The following is a 24,380-nucleotide window of genomic DNA, read 5'->3' as shown; positions in this document are numbered from 1 at the left end:
AAGCTAGATAATTCTCGAAGTCAAATTTTATACTTTCTTATCCTATAATTTAAAACATGCTGCAGCATGTTTCTTTATTTTTTTTGGATTTGTTAATAAATGGTGTTGATTTTCTAAAATTTACTTGACCGATTTCGAGAAAAATCAATTTTTTGGGAAACTAGAGGCCTTCTACATCCCCGAAATCAGGCAATATTCAATCTTTCGGGAAACTAGGGGTAGCGTCAGGAAAATGCGGATTTACAACGCTAAGCTCATTTTTTAAGACAATTCCCCCGTTTTTAACAACGGTAAGTAAGGTTTAATGGTCTTAAAGAATCTAACGATACCATTTTTTTCTGAATTAAAAAAGCCGTTTCCTAATTGGAATCGGCTTAAATTTATTAATGAGTTGTGTATTTTTGATTTGTTATTTATTTTTCTCCATTCCTGCAAAATAATTACTTACAGAAATTTATTTTCATAATAGTGCAACACATCTACTTCGCTTTTGAACAAAGCTCCTTATATATTCTATGCCGAACGGACTCATAATGTAGAGGTTATTGAAGGGATTGCAGATGCTCAGCGAGACGATCCCAAGTTTCAGTAATTCCTTGCTCCATCCCCATATCCAATACGGTTTTGAGCGCTTCGGCAGAATCGTATTGAGTCCGGCTAATGAGTTTCGTCTTACCTTCGTGCTCTACAAAAGTCATCGTAGTCTTACTCGATGGCATCCCCTCCGCTTCATTGCCTTCGGCATCAGAGAAGTAGTCGACGTAGACGATCTTCTCGTTCTCTACGATTTCCTGATATACCGCTTTGCCCCAAGACTCGTATCCGTAAAAATCCCCTAGGTTCTTATCGATGCACTTCATGCAGTAATGCCAGATGCCACCCGGGCGAAAATCCACGTTGCAAACCGTAAGCGTCCAGCCGCGAGGACCCCACCAGTTCTTCAGATGCTCAGCCTCGGAGAACGCTTTAAATACCAATTCGCACGGCGCATCAAAAACACGCTCCAGAGTTAGTTCCTGACCCTCTACCTTGGAAATCATTTTGTTCGACATTGCCATTCCTCCTAATAATGTTTTGGCTGTTTTCATTTTTGTTAAACAGTTAAGCTATTCTTACTACTCAGTGAAACAGAAATTATTTTTTTGTGATGGAAAATATACGAGCCAGCTATCAAAATGAATCCGATAATATATGACAGCCATACACTGGCAGGGTCGCCCACTGATATCGTTGAATACATTGCACCAGCCAGATCAAATACAAAACCTGCATATGCCCATTCCTTTATTCTAGGAAAACCAGGGATAAGAATCGCCATAACACCTAATAATTTAGCAACTCCAAGAAATGGTAAGAGGTAGGCTGGGTAGCCTAGATGAGTAAATAAAGCAACGGCATCGGGAACATACAATATATCTGGAATCGAACCAAAAACCATTAATGCTGCCAACAGCCCTGTAAAAATCCAATACACGACTTTTATATTCTTCATTAATCACCCATTCCCTTCCTTATTTTCAGATTTTTTTTTCTTATGTTGTTTCCTCAATTCTTGTTCAACTGTTCCTCAAGACGATCAAGAGTTGATTTTACATCATCAATGGCTCCATACTCCTAAATGTGTTATTCGTTTTTTAGCCTTTTGCCATGATTTCATTCCTCCAATTTCATTTTTTTAATACACTTTGACAGGATTACTGCTTGTCGTCACGATTCCCTTCTTTCCTTTTCAGTTCCTGTAGGTAATCGTCTAAGCGGTCGAATCTTTCGATCCAGATGTGGCGGTAGGACTCCAGCCAGAAATCAAGCTCTTTGAACGGCTCAGGCCTTAGCTTGTAGATCCGTCGATTGGCGATTGCAAGTACCTCGACGAGTCCTGCATTACTAAGTACACGAAGATGTTTGGAAGCTTGTGGCTGGTTGAGCTCAAGGCGATCGGCAATTTCCCCTACAGTGAGAGGGCCGTCACGCAAAAGTTCGACTATGTGTAGTCGATTGGGTTCTGCAAGAGCATTCAAAATTGTTTTCACGAATTAAATATACCTGATTGGGAATATTCCCGTCAAGGAATATTAAAAATTTTTTCTCTAATTTGGGGTTCAGCCGAGATACGTGTAAAAACGGGTCATAGGCTTACTTTTTTTCCTATATTATTACTCGATGTGCAAAAAGTATCAAAGAACTACGAATTTTGTACTCTAAACGATTTTTCACATCAAAAAGCCGATTTCCTGTGATATTATCCACACTAAGGAAATCGGCTTTTTAATGTTGCTCGATCAGCTAAAGATTCTCGCTAGTTGAACAAGTAGCAGTTATTTTCGACCCCAATCATCAGTTAACATTGCATAAACAATATGATCAACGTAATGTCCGTATAACCTTTCTATTTGTCTAACACGCCTTTCATTTACGAAGCCAATCTTTCTGGAATTGCCCTACTTTATCCTTATCTTGATGGCGATGTGGCGGGACTCCTATTATAAAGTGGAATCCCTCTCTGTTTTCCTATTTATTCCCAATGTTTAAACTTTGATGTTTTTTCATGCCTAATCGACCGAACCAACCGAATAATATCCATGCTTCCCTTCAGTGCCATAAGTACAGTCATCATCTTCAGCCAAAGAATTACGTCCGGCTGATAGATTGTTGCAATATGCCATACCGGCACAACTTGAGTCATACTCAACACCAGGACAATAAACAGACCTGCAAAATTCAGAACAATTCTTAATATAACTTTGATAGATATTTTAGTATGGCCAGAATTATCAGGACTCCACGGCCCAAGGCAGCGCTTTGCAGTTTGAGCGGTCGTGTATAATAACCATGCGCTTAGCATGATTATTAATCCATTTACAAGCAAGTATTTCTGCGAGATGCTTGGACCAGATCCTCCAATCGGTTGTTCATTCAGTAAGTTTATGACCCCGGAGGCGATGTGGGTAGTCGTAATGACGTGTGTTTTGGGCCAAGCGGCATCGATCGCGTCAAGTACATTAGCGAACACGATAACTCCCAGTTGTTGTTCCGGAACAATATAAGTTTGGGCTTGGAAGCCTATCGAGCCACCCGGCTGACCGATCACCGGTAAACCGTTAATGTGATCTGTCATCCAACCCATGGCGTACGTTCCCGGAACAGGTTCGGTCTGCATAAGTCGAATGCCTTCCGAAGAGAGCACGGAATAATCTTCAAATCGGCCCCCGTTCATTTGGGCAATCAAGTAATGGCTCATGTCCTTCGCACTGGTATAGAGGTAGCCCGCCGGCGCATCCCCTGGAATATAAACATAGGGGCCTTCGTAGGCAATGTTGTATCCAATTATTCGACGGTAGGGCGTAGCCAGTCCGTTTTTAGCTGCCTCATCGAGCGTAACGAAGCTGTTATGCATAGACAGAGGGCTGAAAATATGTTCCTTCACATAGTCGCCATAGGACTGGCCGGATACTTGTTGCACAATATAGCCGAGCAGTACATAATTTGCGTTCGAATACATATAGGGATGTTCGGTTTTATTGGTTTGCTTTAAAAACCTTTCCGCATAAGACATGGCATTTTTCTCCAGAGCAGCTTGATCTTGATCGTTGATACTTGACAGCGTGTTGCTAAAAGTTGAGATTTGTGAGAACCCGCTTGTTTGGTTAAGTAACTGACGTACAGTAATGAACTCTGCACCGCTATACTTGGTGGGGATATAGCGCTGTATAGGCGCATCTAAGTCGATTTTTCCTAATTCGGCAAGTTGCAGAACGGCCATAGCAGTAATTCCCTTGCCGATCGAACCTAATCCGAAAGGTGTTTCAGGCGTTACAGGACGACCCGATGAATCGGCTTGACCATATCCCTTAAGGTAAAGAATGCGATCTCCCTTTACAATCCCAAGAGCCAGCCCCGGAAGGTGTTGCCGTTCCATTTCGCAAGCAATATACGCATCCACTTCAGAGAAGACTGAAGTTTTAGATCGCCCTACTTGCATTTTTCCATCACTTCGCGCTGAACCGAATAGGGGGAAGATGAACAGACCACACAAGATGATTGCTATAATTCTCATTTTCATTTTCATTCCATCCCATCCCAATATTGTATTTTCATTATTTCGAATTATTTATCCAAAGCTTGCGCCGGGTCTTTATGTCTAAATGATAGTGTATATAATATGGCGGTTAGCCCGACGAGTATCGTTGCGAGTATAAAAATAAACTTGTATGGATCCATCTCATTCAAGAAATGACTGACAACGAAATCTGTCGATAAATGGGTACTGAGTAACCTCGATATCGCACCTGTTCCGATGGCGCTTGCCTCACCGACACTTAGACCGAAGAAGCCCAATCCTATACCGACTTGTGAAGCCGGGAGCGTTCGGGTAATCGTTTCCCTTAGGGAAGTTTGAGCAAAGGCAAGTCCGGCATAGAGAAGGGTCAACGAAGCGATCATAAAAACGGTGACCATCCAACTGACTAGAGATGGGAGAAGATCATACTGTTGGGCAATACTCGGGGTAGAGACTGAAGCACCATTTCGTTCAGAACTGCAAAAAAAGCACGTAAACGATAATGAATGAAAGTTTGTGACCGTTCATGAATTCTAAACCTCCATGTAGAACAATATGTGAATGAATAATAATAAATTCATTCATTTGGAGTTAAAAAAAGACCAACTTTAATCATTTATGATGATTTGTTAGTCCTTGCATAATAAATTCCGCTAAATATTGAATGATTTTGGGGAAATGTTGAACGCCAATTTCATCCTTATGAGTATCGATGTAGACCAACGAATCAAAGAAAACGGGCAAAAGATCATCGTCGATATCTTCTCTGATTTTTCCCTGAGCCTTCCAGTTTTTAAATAAATCCATGTAAAAATCACGAAAGGAATCAATATTTTTGCTGCCTTCATTTCTATAGTATTGTTCAAGTTCCTTATAGAAATCCTGACTATACCATTCTTTCAAAATGGGATTTGTTTCAATAGCCTCGATATTCTTCATGATCAATTGATTCATTACTTTCACCGGCTCCTGATCCAAATCAATCGATTCAATGAGCCGTTTCTTGAAGTTCTCATTTTCTTGGATATAGATTTCCAAAAACAGCTGCTCTTTAGATGTATAATAGTTATAGAAAGTTCCAACACCTATGCCAGCTGATTGGGCTATTTCTTTAATATTCGTTTTCTTGAATCCCTTTGTACTGAATATAGTTTTTCCGTATTTAAAAATGTCTGATTTTATATCCATTAGCCCTCAACCTTAAGAATGAATATTTTTTAATTCATTCACATTATATCTCACAGCTTACCGCACAGTCAAACACACAAATAAACATTTACTTCCATCTCCATCTAGGGAGGTACCTATTCCACTTACATAATGGACACATACACTATTTTGAACAAATTGATGAAGGAAAAATAAAAGGAGCTGCCTGTCCGGCAGCTTGTTTTTTGAAGTTTTCGGGTCAGTACAAAAATGGCTTCGAAGAAATTCTAAATTATAGAAAATCCCCGCCATTCCCGCGGTAAAAGCGTTTGATACTTCTTTTGCAAAAAGCGATCGTCGACAAGGACAATTGTTCCATGATCCTCTTCCGAGCGAATTAACCTTCCTCCAGCCTGCAAAACCTTGTTCATTCCGGGGTACACATAGGCATAGTCATAGCCATTCTTTTCTTTTTTATTAAAATAATCTTTGATTAGATTACGTTCAAAACAAAGCTGAGGCAAACCAATCCCCACTACGAAAACACCATTCAACCGGTCACCGATTAAATCAATCCCCTCGGAAAAAACACCGCCAAGAACGGCAAACCCTAATAGAGTTTCTTTTTGGTCCGAGTTAAATGCTGCCAAAAAGTCTTCGCGTTCACCTTCTGTCATTCCTGCTGCTTGAATGAGAGTAGATGTTGTTCCTTCATCTACGAGTTTGAATTGCTCGTAAGCAGCTAGCAAATATTGATATGACGGGAAAAAGATTAAATAGTTGCCAGGACGGTTATGGATTAATGACCGGACCATCGTCACAATACCATCTTTTGTTCGCTCCCTGTCACGGTACCGTGTTGACAAAGGTTTAATAAAAATTTGAACCTGTTCTTCCGAAAATGGAGAGGGAATTGAAACTGTATAGTCCTCCTCTTCCCCACCTAGAATATCCTGATAATAAGAAAGCGGGGAAAGAGTAGCGGAAAAGAATATTTTGGAACGAAACCCCTTCCCCATTTTCTTCAGTAGGCCAGAGGGATCGAGGCAAAATATTTTTACAACATAATCAATACGATTTTTTTCAGCATAAATAACATATTGTTCATCGAGCAATTCTGTTATTTTTAAAAATTGCTGAGCCATGAAGTAGGCTTCTAAAAGAGTAGGATCATTTCCATGTATGAGGACTTCTTCAGCAGCATCCACAAATCCATGGAACTGGTCCAAAAATGCTTCATTTAATTGTTCGATGATAAACTCATTTTTTTCAGGATTATCTCTTTTAATAGAAAGGAACCAAGCATTAATTTTCCCTGCAGCTTCAAAAATAGCCTGATTGATTCCCTTGTATTCTTTTTTTAATTGAAGAAAAATCTTTTTACTTAGTGAGGCTGAGAACATTTCCCGCCCACGGTCGACAAGATTATGGGCCTCATCGATTAGTATAGCTGTAGATTTTTTTTCCGCTTCATATAGCCGCTTTAATGAAACTCGCGGATCAAAAATATAATTATAGTCACAAATGATGGCATCGACAGAGTAAGCAAGGTCAAGAGAAAATTCAAACGGGCAGACGGTATGCTTTCTCGCGTAAGTCTCCATTACTTCACGCGTGATATTATTTTCATTTGTCAGTATATCGATAATGGCATCATTAATCCGATCATAATATCCGTTGGCAAATTCACAATACTCCTTCTGGCAAATCGTTTCATCTTTAAAACAAATCTTTTCTTTTGCAGTGATGGTGACAGCTTTCATGCATAATCCAGATGACTCCATCCGCCTAAATGCTTCTTCAGCAGTTGCACGGGTCGTCGTTTTCGCAGTCAAATAAAAAAGGCGGTTGAGATGACCTTCGCCAATGGCTTTGACGGATGGAAAAAGTGTGGAAATAGTTTTGCCGATACCGGTCGGCGCCTGAGCAAACAGATTTTTTTTCTCTAAAATCGTTTTATAAACCGCCCCAGCCAGGTTACGCTGTCCTGCACGATATTTTTCAAACGGAAAGGCCAGCTGTTTTGCACTCTCATTTCGTCTGCTGTGATGCTCGTACTGAAGCTTAGCATAAGGAGTATAGTTTTTAATGATATCGTACACAAATGACTCAAGTTCCGTTAAAAGAAAGTTCTTTTTAAAATATTTCTTTGCTTCTGATTCCACATGAACATAGGTGAGTTGGACAGAGATTTCCGGCAGGTTGTGCTCCTTAGCGTAGCTATAAGCATACATCTTCGCCTGCGCCCAGTGGACAGGGTAGCCGTCTCCCTCCAGCCTATCGAGCGGCTGTTTGGAGGACTTAATTTCATCTATTGTCACTTTGCCGTCATGGAATAAAAGCCCGTCGCATCTGCCATCTATGATAAAATGAAGACCTTCGAAAGGAATTTCTATTTTGACATAAACTTCTTTCTGGTCTCCTTCTTTATATGTCTTTTGAATTTTTTGATGGGCTCTTGTTCCGTCTAAAAGGGTCGATTGCGTGCGGAATCCGGCTTCGATGCTGCCGCTGCTATAAACATATTCGACTAACGTTCGAACGGATATTTGGATAGTATTAGTCATCGAATCACCAGCCTACGAATGTACGTTTGTATAGTTTAACTATATCAAAAAAACTCCTTATAAAAAAGGAGTTTAATTTCGGATTTGCCCAATCCCTCTCACAATTGCCTTTGTCGTCGTAATGGCCTTCAGTCCCATTGGTCCCCGAGCATGGAGCTTTTGAGTGCTGATACCAATCTCCGCTCCGAAGCCAAATTGTTCCCCATCTGTAAATCGTGTCGATGCATTATGATATAACACCGCAGCATCGACTGCCTGGAAAAACAAGTGAACATTTTGGTCGTTTGAACTTATGATTGCTTCAGAATGCTTTGTTCCATAACGGTCAATATGGTCAATCGCATCGTTTACATCGCGGACTATCTTCACTGCTAAAATGGGAGCTAAATATTCCGTGTACCAATCTTCTTCAGTGGCATGCTTGACAAACGAATAAGCGGCAGCTAATTCTTCGTCACCACGCAGTTCTATCTCATGTTCTTGTAATGAATGCAAAAGATCAGAGATATATGGCCATTTTTCGTGAATAAGTACGGTTTCGGCAGCATTACACACAGAAGGACGGTGCAGTTTCGCATTTAATACAATTTGTATAGCCATTTCCTTGTTTGCCGTTTCGTCAATAAACACATGGCAATTTCCTACTCCTGTTTCTAAGACTGGAACTGTCGCATTTTGAATCACAGATTGAATTAAACCGGCGCCTCCACGAGGAATCAAAACATCAAGGTACTGATTTAACCTGAACATTTCAAGCGCAGTTTCGCGGCTTGTATCCTCCAAAAGTTGGACGGCATCCTCGGGAATCTTCGAAGCGGCAAGTGCCTTCCGCATCACTTTTACGAGGGCAATATTAGAATGAAGCGCAGATGAACTGCCTCTTAATAGGACAGCATTGCCTGCTTTTAAACAAAGGCTAGCAGCATCAACAGTCACGTTTGGCCGAGCCTCATATACCATCCCAACAACCCCGAGTGGAACTCGGACAGTTTCGATACGTAAACCATTCGGACGTTCCCATGATTCAATCGTTTCGCCAATCGGATCATCAAGGCTGATTAATTGACGTAATCCATCTACAATTTCCTCGATTCTTCCTTCGGTTAAAAGCAATCGGTCTAAAAGTGAAACGGATAATCCTTTTTCTTTTCCAAATCGAATATCCTTTGCATTCTCACTTAATATCCATTCTTTTTCAGACATGATTCGATCAGCCATCATGGCCAAGGCTTCATTTTTATCGACTGTCGACAGCATGCCTAATTTTTTCGCAGCTGATTTTAATTTTTGAGCTTTTTTAAGCAGTTCACTCATCTAAAATCCACTCCTTTGTTAAAGTAACCCAATTATCGCGGTGAATTACTTCTGCTTTTTGATTAATGGAAAATGGTTTGGACTGTTCACTTGGCAGCCCTTTTACTTTTTGCAAGTCGGATGAGGAAAAATAACTTTGCCCTCTTCCGATGATTTGCCCTTTTGGATTCCGGACCTCGACAACATCCAATGCATTAAATTCACCAATAACGCTAGTTACGCCAACCGAAAGAAGACTCTTCCCCTTTTGGACAATCGCTTTTTCGGCCCCCTCATCAATTTCAACAATCCCTTTTACCTGTGAGTGAATGGCAATCCATTGTTTTCGCATTTGCATTTGGGAATGAAATGGTCCACCGATATAAGTTCCATCCCCTTTCCCCGCTAAAATGTCGGCGAGCTTTTCCTTACCAAGCCCTGTTCCAACAAATACACTGACACCGAGTGACAAAGCTTTTTGGGCGGCAAGCAACTTTGATTTCATTCCGCCTGTGCCAACCGAAGAACCACTATTTCCTGCTACAGCGAGAAGATCTTCGGTTATTTCTGGGATAAAGTGATATTTTTTAGCTTCCATTGATTCCTTCGGGTTTCCATCATAAAGTCCGTTCACATCCGTTAAAATAATTAAGGCGTTTGCATGTAAAAACCCGCTTACGAGTGCTGAAAGAAGATCATTGTCCCCAAAAGTTAACTCCTCAATTGAAACAGAATCATTTTCATTAATGATCGGTATTACACCTCGGTGTAGCAGCTCTGTTAAGGTGGAATAGAGATTATGAAACCGTTCCTTGCTGAAAAAATCTTCTCGTGTTAATAGGATTTGTGCAGGAACAATATTAAACTCCATAAATTTTAAAATATAATTTTGCATCAACAAACCTTGCCCTACTGCTGCTGCAGCTTGTTTCCCTGCTGTCGTCTTTGGCCGAACAGGATACCCGAGTGCGCCAAAGCCTGCCGCAACGGCACCAGATGAAACGAGAATGACATCATGCCCCAGATTCTTTAGAAAGGCAATCGCCTCAATATGATCAACTATTTTTTCATCAGAAATAGTCCCTGCTTCTGTCGTTAATGAACTACTACCAATTTTTACGACTACCAGTTGTTTTTTCATCTTGTTCGAACCTTTCTTTTTAAATAAAATAAAAAACGACTTTTCTGTCCTTCGTAAAGGACGGAAAAGTCGTTTCCGCGGTACCACCTTTATTGATGCTAAAAGCACCCACTCAACCCCTTAACGCGGGAGGACGTCTTATGTTTTCATAAGCAGTTATTGTGGGCAGGTTCAATCCATTTTCCGTGAGAAACCTTTCAGCCAGCGGGTTTCACTCTCTTGCACGGTCCCTAGATTTACTAGTCCCAACCGTTTACTTTTTATAATTATTAGCTATTATCCATGGAAAACGGCTAGCTGTCAAGCTAGTTTATCGAATATTTAGTATTTTTAAAACGGTAAAATTTAACTAAAAAGAATCTAATTGTCTATGTTCATTTTTTTGTCACAAAAAAATTTGAAAAATTTTCATATATTATGGAGGAATTTGTCGATAAAGGTAGAAATAATAAATGACTTATAATAAAGGAGGAAAAGAGATGAAGAAATTTTTACCCCTATTAATGGGAGGCCTATTAAGCTTTGGTTTTTTTGTTGCTGCGGAAACCCCAGTAAAAGCAGCTGAATTAACAAAGCCAGTTTCTACAGCAACAACATTAGGAGCTAGTTCTAATGGAGATTGTGGTTGCGATGTGTCACCGATTTTAGGTTCAGAAAGAAATAAGATGGTTTCCGATTTAATCAAAACGGATGCTTTTAAAACCGTAAAACACGATGCAATGGCAAAAGGATACATATGGCAAGGAGCAGGTGCTGTTCAAGTAATCAAAAATAATAAAAACGGTGTTGTATTAATTGGTGTCCCATTCAAATATACAGATGGCACTTCAACAATGTTTGTTTTTATTAATGGTCAGTTTGTCGGCACTTCTCCAATGTAATCCGTGTTTTACTTAAATGCTATTATAATATTAAATTAACCAAAAAAAGCTGGTATTTTTCGCCGGCTATTTTTGGTTAATTTAATATGCTTAAAAATAGATCGGTCATTTCCTTTTTTAATGCTGTGTGAATAATTTAGAGGTTATAAAAAACAATTCCCATAAATAGGCCCTCTGCATATCCTTAATACAAATGGAAATTTTTATTAGTTAGGGAGGGCTTTTTGTGGAAGAATTAAATTTTTTAAAAACGAATAGAACCTTTAGATGCTATTATCGTACCCTTCGTGATGTGAATTTTTATCTAAAAAATGATTCAGATATTGATTCTAATGCAATACAAACAACTAATCGTGTCTTAACGAAATTAATCTTCGATTGTATCCATTTGGACGGAACAACCTTTAAAGACATGGATCCGCAGCAATTTGCAAGGGAATTTCAAATTTTCATACCTGACTTTTTAGCAATCATTAAAAATAGCGGTACAAACGATGTCGATTTCAAAGTATTTTCAAAATTACTAGATGAAGTCCTAGGAATCGCAAATCTCAGAGCCAGTGCACTTGAGAAAATTCCAAAAGCGCTGGAAGAAGAGAAAACAGAACCTAATGGTTTAGACAGTTGGGATGGAATGGTGGAAATAAACATTGAAAATGCAAATGTTCTTGTAGATATGGATGGAATTACCACAGACGATGTCAATGTGGCAGAGGATCAAATTGAAATCGTACAAAAAGATGAAGATGAAGGCAATGCTGAAAATGAAGATGAAATAGACCAAAAAGATATTAAGCTATTGGAAGTATTGAGCAGTAATGAAGATGTAGAAACGGCAACAGCGATTGAAAGAAACCGTAACCAAACCTTTATTGATGTAGATGAAAGTGAGAACATACTAAGTAGTTCAGCGAATGATGATGATAGTAGCGATTATCGACCAATTCGGAGATATCGTTATTAATAAATTGATAAAAAGAGGATTCCCAAAACATAGGTACGGGATTAATAACCCGTACCTTGACTACCTGTTACTATGGCAATACTTGCGCTTGCACCAATTCTATTGGCACCGGCTTGAATCATTTTCCTAGCAGTATCCAAATCTCTAACACATCCCGATGCTTTTACGCCCATTTCCGGACCAACTGCTGCACGTATTAGTTTAATATCTTCAGGAGTTGCACAGCCAGGGCCAAAACCTGTGGAAGTTTTCACGAAGTTAGCACCGGCCATTTTCGCTAGAATACTAGCCTTTTTCTTTTCTTCATTTTCTAACAGACCAGTCTCAATAATGACTTTTACGGGGGCATGGCCATTTGTCGCTAATACAACACCCTCAATATCCTTTTTAACCGTTTCGAACTCACCTGATTTTATCGCCCCAATGTTGATGACCATGTCTATCTCGGTCGCTCCGTTGGCTATGGCATCACGTGTTTCTGCAATTTTTACAAACGTACTCGTTGCCCCTAATGGAAATCCGACAACAGTTGTTATTCCGACCCCCGAACCATGCAATTCTTTCGCAGCTGTAGCTACCCAATAGGGATTGACACAGACTGTGGCGAATTTATATTCTTTTGCTTCTTCACAAAGCTTAATAATTTGCTCCTTTATACTTTCGGGTTTTAAAAGAGTGTGATCAATCATTCTTGCAACGGAAGGACCGGTAATAATAGACGAATAAGTATCTTCTTTATGGGTGACCTTGCTAGAAATAGTAGGCTTCATTTCTTTCAGTTCTTGTTTATTCGTTAATTGTTCTAAGATTTTATTGGTTATCTGTTCCACTAACGCTTCCATTTCCATCGTTCTCACCTCACATTATGGTAGCTGGTCAATGATTCCGGCAATAACGGCATCGAAGGCACCCTTTTCGTCGCCTAAAATGTCCCTCGCCGAACCGCCTTCTTCTATGATAAGTACATAATCGCCAATCCCTGCATGAAACCGATCAAACGCAATCATTGGCTCACCGATTTCTTTCCTTGAAGCATCAACTGGGATGACAACCATGAGCTTCTTATTTTGATGGCTGGGCGTTTTAATTGTTGACACAATATTCCCAACGACTTTTCCTAGTTTCATTTTGCTTGTGGGAGGATTTTCTCAATATCTGAGTGCGGTCTTGGAATAACGTGAACAGATAAGAAATCACCAACACGCTGTGCCGCTTCAGCACCTGCTTCCGTCGCTGCTTTTACCGCACCGACATCCCCGCGTACCATGACACATACTAAACCTCCGCCAACATTTACTTTTCCAACTAGCGCTACGTTGGCTGCCTTCATCATCGCATCGGCTGCTTCAATTGCTCCAACTAATCCTTTTGTTTCAATCATTCCTAATGCGTTGCTCATTTATTTTTCCTCCATTCGATTTACATTGTAATATTCAATAATTCCTAAGATACCTGCGTCAGATGGGACCAACTCTTTGTTAAGCGGGATCGATGATTCCTTGCTTTTTGCAAGGTAAACAAGGTCCCCTTCACCAGACTGTCCAATTGTATCAATCGATACAAGCGGTTTTCCTTTATCCTGTAGTTGATCATCTACAGGCTGAACAATTAACAGCTTTAACCCTTTTAAATTTTCATCTTTATGTGTACAAACTATATTTCCAATTACTTTAGCTACAAACATGTGTAAACCCAGCCTTTAGCGCCGGATGAACCGGCTTTCAATTTCCATGATTTTAGTAACACGGCGATCATGACGGCCGCCAGCAAATTCCGTTTCTAGCCAAGTCTTCACTAATTGCTTTGCAAGTCCTTCGCCAATAATTTGACCGCCAATTGACAAAACATTGGCATTATTATGCTCACGACTGTTCTTGACAGAAGACAAATCCCAGCATACTGCAGCGCGGACCCCGGGAATTTTGTTAAGAACCATACCACTACCGACACCAACTCCATCAATCATGATGCCGACATAGTCCTGATTCGAAGCAACACATTCTCCAACGAGAAAGGCGATATCCGGAAAATCAACAGCTACCTTTGAACTACAGCCAAAATCAAGATATTCAAAACCAAGTTCGGTTAAAAATTTTTTTAACGTTTCTTTTAATTCGTATCCACCATGATCACTGCCAATTGCAACTTTTTTCATTGATCTTCTCCTTTGGCAAATACATTGATAATTTGAAGCTGACTTAAAAGGACGTTTAAGTTTCATTGAACGAAGCAACATCTTATGCGCGAATTGAACGGATATATGGGCGAAAAATTAAATATATGCGCGAATCTAAAGCATATATGCGCGAATCACAGTTCCAGCTTTAATACTGCCTTCAAACCTATATTATTTTCGGCTTCAGACCCTTTTGGGACATCCTCTTTAAGCCAGCACCATCCTATTCAGCTTTAGGGAGGATTCCATTCACCTCAGTGATGGGACGAGGAATAACATGAACAGAAATGAGGGTACCTACCCGCTGTGCGGCTTCAGCGCCTGCCTCCGTAGCAGCTTTAACGGCACCAACATCACCACGAACCATTACAGTAACAAGGCCTGCACCAACTAATTCTCTTCCAACTAAGGTTACATTTGCCGCCTTCACCATCGCATCGGCTGCTTCAATGGCACCTACTAAGCCTTTTGTTTCAATCATCCCTAACGCTTCTTGACTCATTTTATTTCCTCCTTTTTGAACCACTACACTTTCTTCTCTTTCTGATTTTTCTGTCTTTTTAGCGCGTTCAGTTTCCTTTTTGGCTTCTTTTTCTTCTTTAGCTGCTGTCAATCAGCATCACCTCATTAAATAATTCTAAATCCATCTACTAACACACAGCGGCGCTGGCGCGTAAATGTTTTTGCGCTTGTTAAGCCTTCACCTGTTGGTCCAGCAATCGTAAGCGTGGTAAACCCTTCGCTTTCATAGCCTAAGCCGGCAACAGATGGACCATTTTTCACAAAAATGGTAGCTTGGATTTCTTTGGCCATCTTGGTTAAGTTGGTTATATTTTGTGAGTGCATAATCGCTGTGTGTCGATTCCCTTTTTCAGCGATAACTGCATTCTCGATAGCTTGGTCGACATCTGGGACTCTAACGATTGCTAATATTGGCATTAACATTTCCGTCATGACCAATGGGTGATCCTTTGTTGTTTCAGCGATAATTAGCCTTACATCAGTGCTAGTTTGAATCCCGGCTGCCTGTAAAATAACATAGGCGTCCTTACCAATAAAGTCTCTGTTCGGGTAAAACTTCCCGTCTATTTTTACCAATACTTTTTCTAACACTTTTTCTAGTTGAAAGCGTTTAAGCTCGAAAGCCCCGTTTTTCACCATTTCACTTTTAAGGGAATTGGCGACTTTTTCTACCACGAAAACTTCCTTTTCACAAGTGCATAAAATGTTGTTGTCAAAGCTTGCTCCTTTGACGATGTCTGCTGCAGCCTTTTGAATGTTCGCCGTTTCATCTACGACGACAGGTGGATTTCCCGGCCCTGCGGCAATGATCTTTTTGCCAACAGCCATCGCTGCTTTTACAACAATGCCACCACCTGTTACGACAAGAGCATTAATGGAAGGATGCTTCATTACCTCGGTAGATGTGTCAATAGTTGGACTTGCAACCGAAGTAAGAGTATTTTCCGGACCGCCGGTAGCGACAATTGCTTGATTTAGAAGCTTGAGCGTTTCAATGGAAACACGCTTTGCACTGGGATGAGGGTTGAATACCACGGTATTACCTGCAGCTACAAGTGAAATGGAATTGTTAATAACTGTCGCGGCAGGGTTTGTCGATGGTGTGATGGAACCAAAAACCCCAATGGGTGCATACTCTACCACTGTTAGGCCATTATCACCTGAAAAAGATGTACTGACTAGGTCTTCGAGTCCCGGTGTCTTATCAATCGCAAGCGTAATTTTAGCAATCTTATCTTCTTCCCTGCCAAGGCCCGTCTCTTCCACTGCTAACTGAGCTAATTCTTTCACGTGTTTGTGGCTAATTGCTCTCATACTGTCTATCATTTTTCTTCGTGTAGTAATCGGGAGTTCGTGCAAGTTTTCCCAAGCCTGCTTCGCTGCTGCGGCAGCTTCGTCTACTGTTGCAAATACTCCATCCCCTAGGCTGATATCACTTTTCGGTGCAGCAGGTGGCGCAGCTTCCTGTTCTAATTGCTGCAAAACTTGTTCAACCATACTTTTGATATCGTGTTCACTTATTTGCAAGATTAGCTACCTCCTTTTTTAAAGGTTAACGACCCTTGTATTTCAATTTGATCAACAATGCCGACAATTGCCGCATCAGCGGGTACACCGTTTGTGATTTCTGTTTGCCGTGCGGAACTGCCGCTGACGAGCAAAACGACCTCACCAACTCCTGACCCGACCGTATCGATAGCAACAAGCGGTTTGCCGTCGTCCTCAATTGTATTCATGTCGAGGGGTTGAACGATGAGAAGTTTTTTTCCTTTTAGCTTCTCTGCTTTGGTGGTGGAAACGATCGATCCAACCACTTTACAAATCATCATTGGCTACCCACCTTTTTAGAGAATCTATTTTTTTAATAATAAGAAAGGATATTATTTCGACTTCGAGAAATGTCCAGCTCCGGAAGAGTAGGCTACGGGAACGATACGAGGCACACCAAAAATAGGGCACCTCACAGTTTTCTTATATGAATCTTTAATTCTCTCGCTAAATCCTTGGCAGCAGATGTAATCTGACTATTCTTCGGCACAACGATTTCCTTCGATCCGTCTCGAAAGACCGTTTCCACATGCTTTACAAGAATAAGAGATTTCTTTTCCTTATAAGACTTCCATACTTCTTCTACTGTTTTCTCAAGTGTTTCTAGAGGAACCCACTTCACTTTGTCAGCTTGAAGCTGGCGAATGTAGGCTTGAATGCGGTCTTGAACGGAGTGTGGTGCATGAATTTGCTGGTAAACATTTAATTCGATTTGATGATTAGCAATGATGACCGGCTTTCCTTCAAGTTGATATTGGATAGCTAGCCAAACGGGCAAGACATCATCTATCGTTAGTGCAAGCTTAGACAGGAAACTGTAAGATGCAACAGGAACAACAAGAATCGAAGTTTTTTCAGCCATTTCCTTTATTTCCTGTTTAGACATTTCATCTATTACAAAATAGGACTTCCTGCTAAATTCTGACTGCCATTCTTTAGTTAAAAATAATGTCACATTATTGTTTTCAATTATAGGGGTAACTGCTTTCAAAACAACGGCTGGATGAAGCGTTGGATAGGTTAATAGAATAGCAATCGATTGCCTTGCTTTTTGCTGCTCCATTATGTAAGCTTCCACTGCCTGTCGGACAAGATTTCTTATTTTTTCTTTTGTCTCCACAGCATCAGCCTCCACCCTCGCTTATTTGCCGCTCAATCGCAACAATTTCACCTAATTGTCCATTTTTCAGATTAGCTGCATTCGCTTCATCAATATCGATATGCATCTCAAGCTTGTAATTTTGTGAAACCCTAATGAGAACATTTGAAAAAATAACTCCGCGCGGACCATCAACCATCACCTGCACATAATCTCCATCTGAAACCCCAAACGCATCACCATCGCTTGGTTGCATATGAATATGACGTGCCGCACAGATTAAACCTTCGGGAATGGTGACTTGTCCACGTGGCCCTTGAATCGTAACCGATGCAGATCCTTCGATGTCGCCGGAATTCCGAATCGGCGGCTTCACCCCTAAGGTAAAGCCGTCGAATAAGGACACTTCTACTTGGGTTTTTCCCCGCGCCGGCCCTAGGATTCGAACCTTTTGAATTTTTCCTTTAGGACCAATTAGCGTAACCGTTTCCTTGGCTGCAAATTGATTGGGCTGTGATAAGTCCTTCTGCTTAGATAGCATATAACTGCGACCGAATAGTCGGTCAAGATGCTCTGGAGATAAATGAATATGTCGATTAGAGACAGCAATTGGTACTTTCGTTGGCTTTTGAAGCACTTTTTGGACAACCTCTTGGACAATCTCTTTAATTCTTTGTCGATCCATTTAGTTCATCACTCCCCATTTCCACTAACGCCTTTGCGGTATATTGATCGGTAATGAGGACATTTGCATATTTTCCTCGGAGTGCTCCATAAATTCCATCTACTTTTGTGTTTCCACCTGCCACTAGGATTCCATACTCCTTCCCGACTAAGTCGGTCAATTCAATCCCAATGGTGCGATCGTTTAGTGCTTCATTTGTTATCTGCCCATTTATGTCAAAAAACCTTGAGCAAATATCCCCAACCGCTTGTTTCGCCTTCAAAATCTCAATATCGGTTTCAAAAAAATAGCCTGCTTGCATTAAGGTCGATTGCTCTCCTGGCTCACCGACAGTAAAGATTGCGATATTTGCTTGTTTACCGAGCTCCAACAATTTTTTTATATGGCGATCTGCTACAATCGCTTGCTTGACAACAACATGGTCCACCACGGCCGGTACAGGCAAGAAATACGGAGTAGTATTAAAGGCAGATGAAAGCCCATTCAGAATCTCCGAAGAATACGTATTTGATTCTGAGTAACTTACCCCGCCATTAAGCTGAACAATCGAAACATCCTTAACATTCTTTGGTTGAATTTTCCTCGCAAGTTGATATAAAGTTGTCCCCCATGTAATTCCAATAATATCGCTGCTTTTCACAATCTCATATAAGTAATCTGCCGCAATTTCCCCTAGCTTCTCTTTAATGAGTTCGTCTCTATATTCTGGGAGAGGAGCAACAATGCAATGTTTAAGCTGAAATTTTTCTTTTACTTTCTTTGACAGCTGCTCAACATCCTCGGCAGGATTAATAATTTTAATATGGACAACTCCCTCTTCCACTGCCTGAACTAGCATTCTAGAAACGGTGGGCCGGGAAACTCCTAATTTTTCCGCAATCTCTTGCTGACTGTAATCTAACTGATAATACATTTTTGCCACTTCAACAAGTCGCGAAATTTTTTCATCTCCCATAGTAACTTCTCCTAACTCTTTAATAATCTATATGCAAGTGAATTCAATCACTTGCTATAAGCTTGCCTACATTTTTAAAGAAAAAATGAAATTATGTAAATCACAAAAGAACATTTGTAAACACCTTTTATTTTACCATAAAATCCTGTCAATGCATCTCTCTATAAATTCCGACATTTTTCGCATTATTTTGCACATTTGTTCATTTATATGATTGTACGATCCAAGAAATCACATAACCGAAATACACCCGCAATCAAAGATTACGAGTGCCTTCCAGCTGTTTGTGGAAAATAAGGTTGATAATTTACTTTACTGAAAAATATAACGTTTATTTGTGAATACCACGCTGCCTCCTGCTTACAAAGGAGAAATCTCAATTTTTTGGGTATATTCTGTATCTGCATGAATATAGTAAGGATGCTTTAAAAAAGCAAACCCTGGAGAGTCGCCTCCGACCCCGCACATATAGCCATCAAGATAAAGCGACACCGTTTCCCTTGAAGGTAATTCAAAGATATGACCAGCCTTGTCAAGGTCATCCAAAGTGTAGGGATGCGCGCTAAAATTGAAGCCGTTTCCCGATTTATCTCTCACACAAAATCCATCTCCTGCGGCATTTTTGACTTTTAGGAACCGGATATCCGTCCTGTTTCCATTTTCCTGCGGGCGCATGTATTGTTGTTGCAGTTCATCGATGTTGGATTGATATTGCGAAATCAAGGCTGCGCTTTTCCTGTCACAATACGTTTCAAAAGGCCCTCTTCCGTACCATTCGTATTGAGAGAATGAATGGGCAATTTGGGTTGTAAAGCCTATGCGGAACGGGCTTTCAGCAGGTATAACCGTCATGACAAGTTCCACCTTCCCGGCTGTATCTATCTGGTATATAAGTTGTAAGGATTTCAGCAACCGGTGGGTATAACAAGATCGAACGGTCACGGTGGACCCTTTCGTTTCATAAGAAAAGTTTATCAATTTCAATTTCTTATGGATATCCTTCCATTGCATACCGGGAACACCCATCAGCCCTAGAGGTGGAAAAAAATTAGCCATTCCACGGTCATTGTCTGTCAAAGACCTGTAAAAACACGGCACAACCGGGGTGCTAATCACATCGTTCCCATGAAACGCAAGAGAATTAATAAAGCCATTTCGTGTGTCGAACCGAATCGACACCACGTCATTGCTGAATTTTATCGTTCTTCCCTGTTCTTCACATACCAGCGCCGCGTTTTTCTCACCTTCCTGCACAGAAAGAAGCTGCGTCTCCGCTTTCTGTATCAGTAGCTGCTCATAGGCAACTACATACCCTTGCCTTGCCCATTCACAGTCCTCTTTTAGACGAAATTCCACCGTCAAGAAACATTCTCCAGAGGGCAGCTTCGCAAAATCATAGTCCGGTCTCCAAACACCGCTTTGCATTGGTTCCAGATTGAAATTCTGGTCATTCCCTTCAGCAATTTTCACACCTTCACACTCGATTCGCCACACCAGCAAATAGTCTGAAAGAGAGATAAAACGGTTCTCGTTGCGGACATGCACCTGAAAGGCCGAATCCGTTGTAAACATCAAAATGTTCTGATATGACTTTCTCACTTGATATAATGCTGGATGGGGCTCCCGTGTTGATTGAACGATGCCGTTCGCACAGAAATATGTATTGCTGGCCCCTTCGTCAAAATCTCCGCCATATAAAAACCGTTCCTGCCCGTTTACAAATTGGCGAATTGATTGGTCGCAAAAATCCCATATAAATGCACCGGAAATATTATCATAACGGTTGATTACATCCACATATTCCTGAAAATTGCCCATGCTGTTTTCAAGGCAGTGCGCATATTCGCAGAGAATGATCGGTCTGTTTGCAATATCCTCTACGCGGTGCGTAAACCGCTTTTGCATAAAGGGAAATATCTCTTGCGGAATACTTTGACCACCAACTCCTACATCCTGTGGTGTTACCTCCTCGTTCAGCGCCATTTTCTCCAGCGCATTGGGCGGAAAATACATCCGTGATGAAAAATCTGAACAGGATGGCCGATAGTCGCTTTCATAATGGACCAGCCTTGTAGGGTCAAGCTGTTTTGCAATTTTGTACATCTCCTGCATCACAGCACCCGCACCGCACTCGTTACCTGTAGACCAAATAATAACAGAAGGATGGTTTCTATCCCTGTAAATCATACGTTCCAGGCGGTCGCTGCAAGGAGCGACCAGGTCCATGTTGTCTTGAGGAATATAATCTCTCACACCATGCGTTTCCAGGTCGCATTCATCCATTACATATATTCCATAGCGGTCACAAAGGTCATAAAAATAGGGGTCATCGGGATAATGGCTTGTCCTCACCGCATTGATGTTGTTCTTTTTGAGCAAAAGAACATCCTGCAAATACCGTTCTCTTGGCACGGCCCAGCCATGGTCAGGGTCAAAGTCATGGCGGTTGACACCCTTCAGCTTAATGTTTTTCCCATTTACATACAGTACATTCTCTTTTATCTCAATTTTCCTGAATCCGTATGTGAACGCCTTGTATTCAGCGGCACTCTGCTCAGTGCGCGTTTCCAACAATATTTGATACAGATGTGGTGTTTCGGCCGACCAAAGCAACGGCCTGGCAAAGTCACTTTCGATACACTCCGCCGAACAACTACCCGGCGCAACCACTAAACGGCATTTCCCCAGCGGATATGTTTGGCCATCTTTATATAGCATAGCGGATAGATGCAATGTCTGTGGTTCGTTTGTGAAATTTTGGGCTTCAAAAAACAGCTTGTTGAAGCTGCAAGAAAAATCCTCATTGAAATCACTTTGCACCCAGCAGTCACGCAAACGGACTGACGGCTCAGAGAAAAGATATACTTCCCTGTAAATGCCACTGAATGACCACATATCTTGATTTTCCAGATATGTTGCGTCGCTAAAGCGGTAAACGATTGCCACAATGCTGTTTTTTCCGGGACGTAGATAAGGAGTAAGGCAAAACTCCGCCGGTGTCATGGACCCTTTGGATTTTCCAACTTCCTTTCCATTTACAAAAACCTGCATGGCAGATTTTGCTGCACCAAAATGCACAAATACCTGACGCCCGTTCCAACTTTCAGGGATTGTAAAGTCTCTTTTATAAATGCCGACCTCGTTTAGATCCTGACGGATGTGCGGGATTTTTTCCGGCGTTGTATCAACCGGATACGGATACGAAGCGCCTAAATATACCGGCTTTCCATATCCTTCAAGCTGCCACACAGAGGGCACGGTGATTAAGTCCCACAGTGAATCGTCAAACTCATCCTCTGTTATGCCATGCGGCAGCGTGTTTGGATTAATATGATATAAGAATCTCCATTCCCCATTCAATGATAGTTTGTATGGGCTAGCTTCTTCATGCAGGCAGGACTCTTTTGAGCGATGAGGCAATAACAGGCACCGCCCTTTTTCCTTATTCTCCTCGTATTTCTGAAAATCTTCGAGCCATCCGTATTCTATCTCTTTCATAACATTCCCCTCTTTATTTAAAAAGGAATTCCTAGTAGATTCCACCTGCTTTTCCTCCTAGGGTCACTTTTTAATATTTGGCTGTGTTAAACTTGCCTGTTGATTTGCGCTCCAGGCGCTTCGCTTTCCGCGGGCGGTCCGGGGAGCCTCCTCGGCGCTTAAGCTCCTGTGGGGTCTCCCCAGCCCCATACTCCTGCAGGACATTGAATTAAATCCTTGAATCCGCCCACGCACGAAGGAAATGCGATAACATTTTCGAGGAGTTTCGCGCCTTCCGCTCCAATCAACATAGTTTCAAAAATCAATGATGACCTTTAACAAAGCCTAATATTTCAATCTGATGAAAAAATTGTTTTTTCACTGAACATTAGCTAAAGTCTCAACCTTAGCTTTATTGCTTTCCCGTTTCATTTTGATCTCAGTTAAAATTTTCCCATAGGTCGCTTCTGTTAATTGATATTTAATGAGCGGCACAACGGAGAATAGTAACAAGATTCCTGGAATAATCGTATATAATAGCTGCATCCAAACTAACGTTGTACCTGATTGAGTATGATTAGGGGTATAACCAATACCAGAAAGCAAATAAGCTCCTATTCCTCCCCCAATCGCCCCTGCGAATTTAGAGCGGAAGGTGTTAGTTGCAAATACCGTTCCTTCTGCCCGTTTTCCAATTTTCCATTCGCCGTATTCCACACAATCGGCAATCATGGCACTCATCGTAATCGTAGCTATCCCAAAAAACAAAGAACCTAGAATAGATAGAATAAAGAACGGAATCATACTTTTACCTACAAAGAATAAAGCTATTCCTGACACACCGGAACCAACAAGTCCGATCATAGTCGTTTTCTTTTTCCCTAAGCGCTTCGACATCATCGGTATAAACATGGCTCCTATTAATATTGGCACTATGCTGACTAAAGAAAATAGAGGAAAAAGATTTTCTGCATGTAAATAATATTTGAAATAGTAGATACCGAAAGCACCTTTGAATTTTGTTATGGTATCTTCCATTAACATTGTCAACAATAACATCAGAAGTGGCTGGTTCAATTTGATGACGCGAAAAGCATCTCTGAACGTAAACTTTTCATTTCGTGTTACTGTTACTTGTTCTTTTACGTTGAAAAATGTAGTCCAGAAGAAGCCGACACATAATACCGCATAGATCAAGCTGACAAGGAACCAACTGTTTGAAGCTTTAACAAGCGGTAAGGTAAAGACACTTACAACTAATGCACCGATAATTGCCATTACCCTAGGGAACATAACCACTTTTGTCCGTTCCTTTGGATCGTCTGTGATAGCAGCTGTCATGGACCAATATGGAACATCCACTACAGAGTAGCTCATTCCCCACATGATATACGTTACATATGCGTAAATAATCTTGGCTGAGGGACTAATATGAGGCTGTAAAAAGCATAGAACCGTAAGACCAGCCATGATAACTGGAGCAATTAAAAGATACGGTCTAAACTTTCCCCATCTGGATTTTGTATTATCTACAATGACGCCCATAATAGGATCCATTAACGCATCCCAAACTCGCGCTACAAGAAATAATGTTCCTACAGCAGCTGCCGAAATCCCAAAGTAATCGGTATAAAATAGCATTAAATAACCAAGCATTAACCCCCAAATCAAATTCGACCCAAGACTCCCCAGCCCGTATGATAGAACTGTTTTTGACGAAACCTTCATAATATGTCTCCTCCTGATTTATTGTGTATTTTTGTTTGTGGACAATACTTCTCTGCGCTTATTAGTTTGTAAATCTTTTAGTCTGGATACACCTTTCTTTTTTAGTTGTATACAAGTAGGATACCGACTAATTGTAAA

Annotated in this window: 24 protein-coding genes and 1 other annotated feature; of the genes, 2 read left to right on the top strand and 22 right to left on the bottom strand. The window is 41.0% G+C overall.

The features are described 5' to 3' along the window. Window positions 1-542 precede the first annotated feature (542 nt). The 9 genes from BN1082_RS15355 to proB form a co-directional block, all read right to left on the bottom strand. A complete protein-coding gene (locus BN1082_RS15355; RefSeq protein WP_090635464.1) occupies window positions 543-1,052 on the bottom strand; it encodes an SRPBCC domain-containing protein in 510 nt (169 codons plus the stop codon). Window positions 1,053-1,093: 41 nt separating this feature from the next. Further along, complete coding sequence (locus BN1082_RS15350; RefSeq protein WP_090635463.1) at window positions 1,094-1,492, bottom strand: DoxX family protein; 399 nt, start codon at window positions 1,490-1,492, stop codon at window positions 1,094-1,096. 202 nt (window positions 1,493-1,694) lie between these two features. Next, window positions 1,695-2,030, bottom strand: coding sequence for an ArsR/SmtB family transcription factor (locus tag BN1082_RS15345; protein WP_090635462.1), 336 nt, complete (start codon window positions 2,028-2,030; stop codon window positions 1,695-1,697). A 482-nt stretch (window positions 2,031-2,512) separates the two neighbouring features. Beyond that, window positions 2,513-4,066 carry a serine hydrolase domain-containing protein gene (locus BN1082_RS15340; RefSeq protein WP_090635461.1) on the bottom strand — a complete coding sequence of 518 codons (1,554 nt, stop codon included), beginning with the start codon at window positions 4,064-4,066 and terminating at the stop codon, window positions 2,513-2,515. Between the two features lie 38 nt (window positions 4,067-4,104). Next, on the bottom strand, window positions 4,105-4,440 hold the full coding sequence (locus BN1082_RS15335) for a hypothetical protein (RefSeq protein WP_090635460.1): 336 nt from the start codon (window positions 4,438-4,440) through the stop codon (window positions 4,105-4,107). Window positions 4,441-4,669: 229 nt separating this feature from the next. Continuing rightward, entirely contained in the window at window positions 4,670-5,245 is a 576-nt protein-coding gene (locus BN1082_RS15330) for a TetR/AcrR family transcriptional regulator (RefSeq protein ID WP_090635459.1), read from the bottom strand. Between the two features lie 248 nt (window positions 5,246-5,493). Then, window positions 5,494-7,773, bottom strand: a complete 2,280-nt coding sequence (locus BN1082_RS15325) for an ATP-dependent DNA helicase (protein ID WP_090635458.1) — start codon at window positions 7,771-7,773, stop codon at window positions 5,494-5,496. 72 nt (window positions 7,774-7,845) lie between these two features. Continuing rightward, a complete protein-coding gene (locus BN1082_RS15320; protein WP_090635457.1) occupies window positions 7,846-9,087 on the bottom strand; it encodes a glutamate-5-semialdehyde dehydrogenase in 1,242 nt (413 codons plus the stop codon). Continuing rightward, window positions 9,080-10,207, bottom strand: a complete 1,128-nt coding sequence (gene proB, locus BN1082_RS15315; RefSeq protein WP_090636503.1) for a glutamate 5-kinase — start codon at window positions 10,205-10,207, stop codon at window positions 9,080-9,082. The genes BN1082_RS15320 and proB overlap by 8 nt, the downstream gene beginning before the upstream one ends. Before the next feature lie 53 nt (window positions 10,208-10,260). Next, window positions 10,261-10,469, bottom strand: a binding site (T-box leader). 217 nt (window positions 10,470-10,686) lie between these two features. Between proB and BN1082_RS15310 the strand changes: the two genes are divergently transcribed. Together BN1082_RS15310 and BN1082_RS15305 are read left to right on the top strand one after the other, a co-directional pair. Then, on the top strand, window positions 10,687-11,088 hold the full coding sequence (locus tag BN1082_RS15310; protein WP_090635456.1) for a hypothetical protein: 402 nt from the start codon (window positions 10,687-10,689) through the stop codon (window positions 11,086-11,088). A 226-nt stretch (window positions 11,089-11,314) separates the two neighbouring features. Continuing rightward, complete coding sequence (locus BN1082_RS15305) at window positions 11,315-12,052, top strand: hypothetical protein (RefSeq protein WP_090635455.1); 738 nt, start codon at window positions 11,315-11,317, stop codon at window positions 12,050-12,052. Between the two features lie 41 nt (window positions 12,053-12,093). Here BN1082_RS15305 and deoC read toward each other — a convergent pair whose 3' ends face one another. From deoC to BN1082_RS15240, 13 genes are all read right to left on the bottom strand, one after another. Beyond that, the gene (gene deoC / locus BN1082_RS15300) at window positions 12,094-12,741 is read right to left on the bottom strand and encodes a deoxyribose-phosphate aldolase (protein WP_245640476.1); all 648 of its coding nucleotides are present in this window, start codon (window positions 12,739-12,741) and stop codon (window positions 12,094-12,096) included. A 174-nt stretch (window positions 12,742-12,915) separates the two neighbouring features. Beyond that, window positions 12,916-13,149, bottom strand: a complete 234-nt coding sequence (locus BN1082_RS15295; protein WP_218055162.1) for a EutN/CcmL family microcompartment protein — start codon at window positions 13,147-13,149, stop codon at window positions 12,916-12,918. A 26-nt stretch (window positions 13,150-13,175) separates the two neighbouring features. Beyond that, entirely contained in the window at window positions 13,176-13,451 is a 276-nt protein-coding gene (locus BN1082_RS15290; RefSeq protein WP_090635453.1) for a BMC domain-containing protein, read from the bottom strand. Beyond that, a complete protein-coding gene (locus BN1082_RS15285) occupies window positions 13,452-13,736 on the bottom strand; it encodes a EutN/CcmL family microcompartment protein (protein ID WP_090635452.1) in 285 nt (94 codons plus the stop codon). It lies immediately after the preceding gene. A 15-nt stretch (window positions 13,737-13,751) separates the two neighbouring features. Next, window positions 13,752-14,207, bottom strand: coding sequence for a ribose 5-phosphate isomerase B (gene rpiB / locus BN1082_RS15280; protein WP_090635451.1), 456 nt, complete (start codon window positions 14,205-14,207; stop codon window positions 13,752-13,754). Window positions 14,208-14,451: 244 nt separating this feature from the next. Then, window positions 14,452-14,730, bottom strand: a complete 279-nt coding sequence (locus BN1082_RS15275; RefSeq protein ID WP_090636498.1) for a BMC domain-containing protein — start codon at window positions 14,728-14,730, stop codon at window positions 14,452-14,454. Between the two features lie 125 nt (window positions 14,731-14,855). Further along, on the bottom strand, window positions 14,856-16,277 hold the full coding sequence (locus tag BN1082_RS15270) for an aldehyde dehydrogenase family protein (RefSeq protein ID WP_090635450.1): 1,422 nt from the start codon (window positions 16,275-16,277) through the stop codon (window positions 14,856-14,858). 2 nt (window positions 16,278-16,279) lie between these two features. Continuing rightward, window positions 16,280-16,579, bottom strand: a complete 300-nt coding sequence (locus tag BN1082_RS15265) for a EutN/CcmL family microcompartment protein (RefSeq protein ID WP_090635449.1) — start codon at window positions 16,577-16,579, stop codon at window positions 16,280-16,282. A gap of 131 nt (window positions 16,580-16,710) precedes the next feature. Beyond that, window positions 16,711-17,418, bottom strand: coding sequence for a hypothetical protein (locus BN1082_RS15260; protein WP_090635448.1), 708 nt, complete (start codon window positions 17,416-17,418; stop codon window positions 16,711-16,713). Window positions 17,419-17,422: 4 nt separating this feature from the next. After that, entirely contained in the window at window positions 17,423-18,082 is a 660-nt protein-coding gene (pduL, locus tag BN1082_RS15255) for a phosphate propanoyltransferase (protein ID WP_090635447.1), read from the bottom strand. Next, window positions 18,063-19,037: a DNA-binding transcriptional repressor DeoR gene (locus tag BN1082_RS15250; protein ID WP_090635446.1), complete on the bottom strand. Its 975-nt coding sequence runs from the start codon at window positions 19,035-19,037 to the stop codon at window positions 18,063-18,065. The genes pduL and BN1082_RS15250 overlap by 20 nt, the downstream gene beginning before the upstream one ends. A gap of 360 nt (window positions 19,038-19,397) precedes the next feature. Then, window positions 19,398-22,535 (bottom strand): glycoside hydrolase family 2 TIM barrel-domain containing protein, encoded by a 3,138-nt coding sequence (locus tag BN1082_RS15245; protein ID WP_141650872.1) that lies wholly within the window; start codon window positions 22,533-22,535, stop codon window positions 19,398-19,400. Window positions 22,536-22,892: 357 nt separating this feature from the next. After that, on the bottom strand, window positions 22,893-24,242 hold the full coding sequence (locus BN1082_RS15240; RefSeq protein WP_090635444.1) for a glycoside-pentoside-hexuronide (GPH):cation symporter: 1,350 nt from the start codon (window positions 24,240-24,242) through the stop codon (window positions 22,893-22,895). Window positions 24,243-24,380: the final 138 nt, after the last annotated feature.

The sequence above is a fragment of the Neobacillus massiliamazoniensis genome (assembly GCF_001048695.1).
Taxonomy (GTDB): Bacteria; Bacillota; Bacilli; order Bacillales; family Cytobacillaceae; genus Neobacillus; species Neobacillus massiliamazoniensis.
Note: the sequence above shows the minus strand (reverse complement) of the source record. Positions and strands in the feature narration are given on the sequence as shown.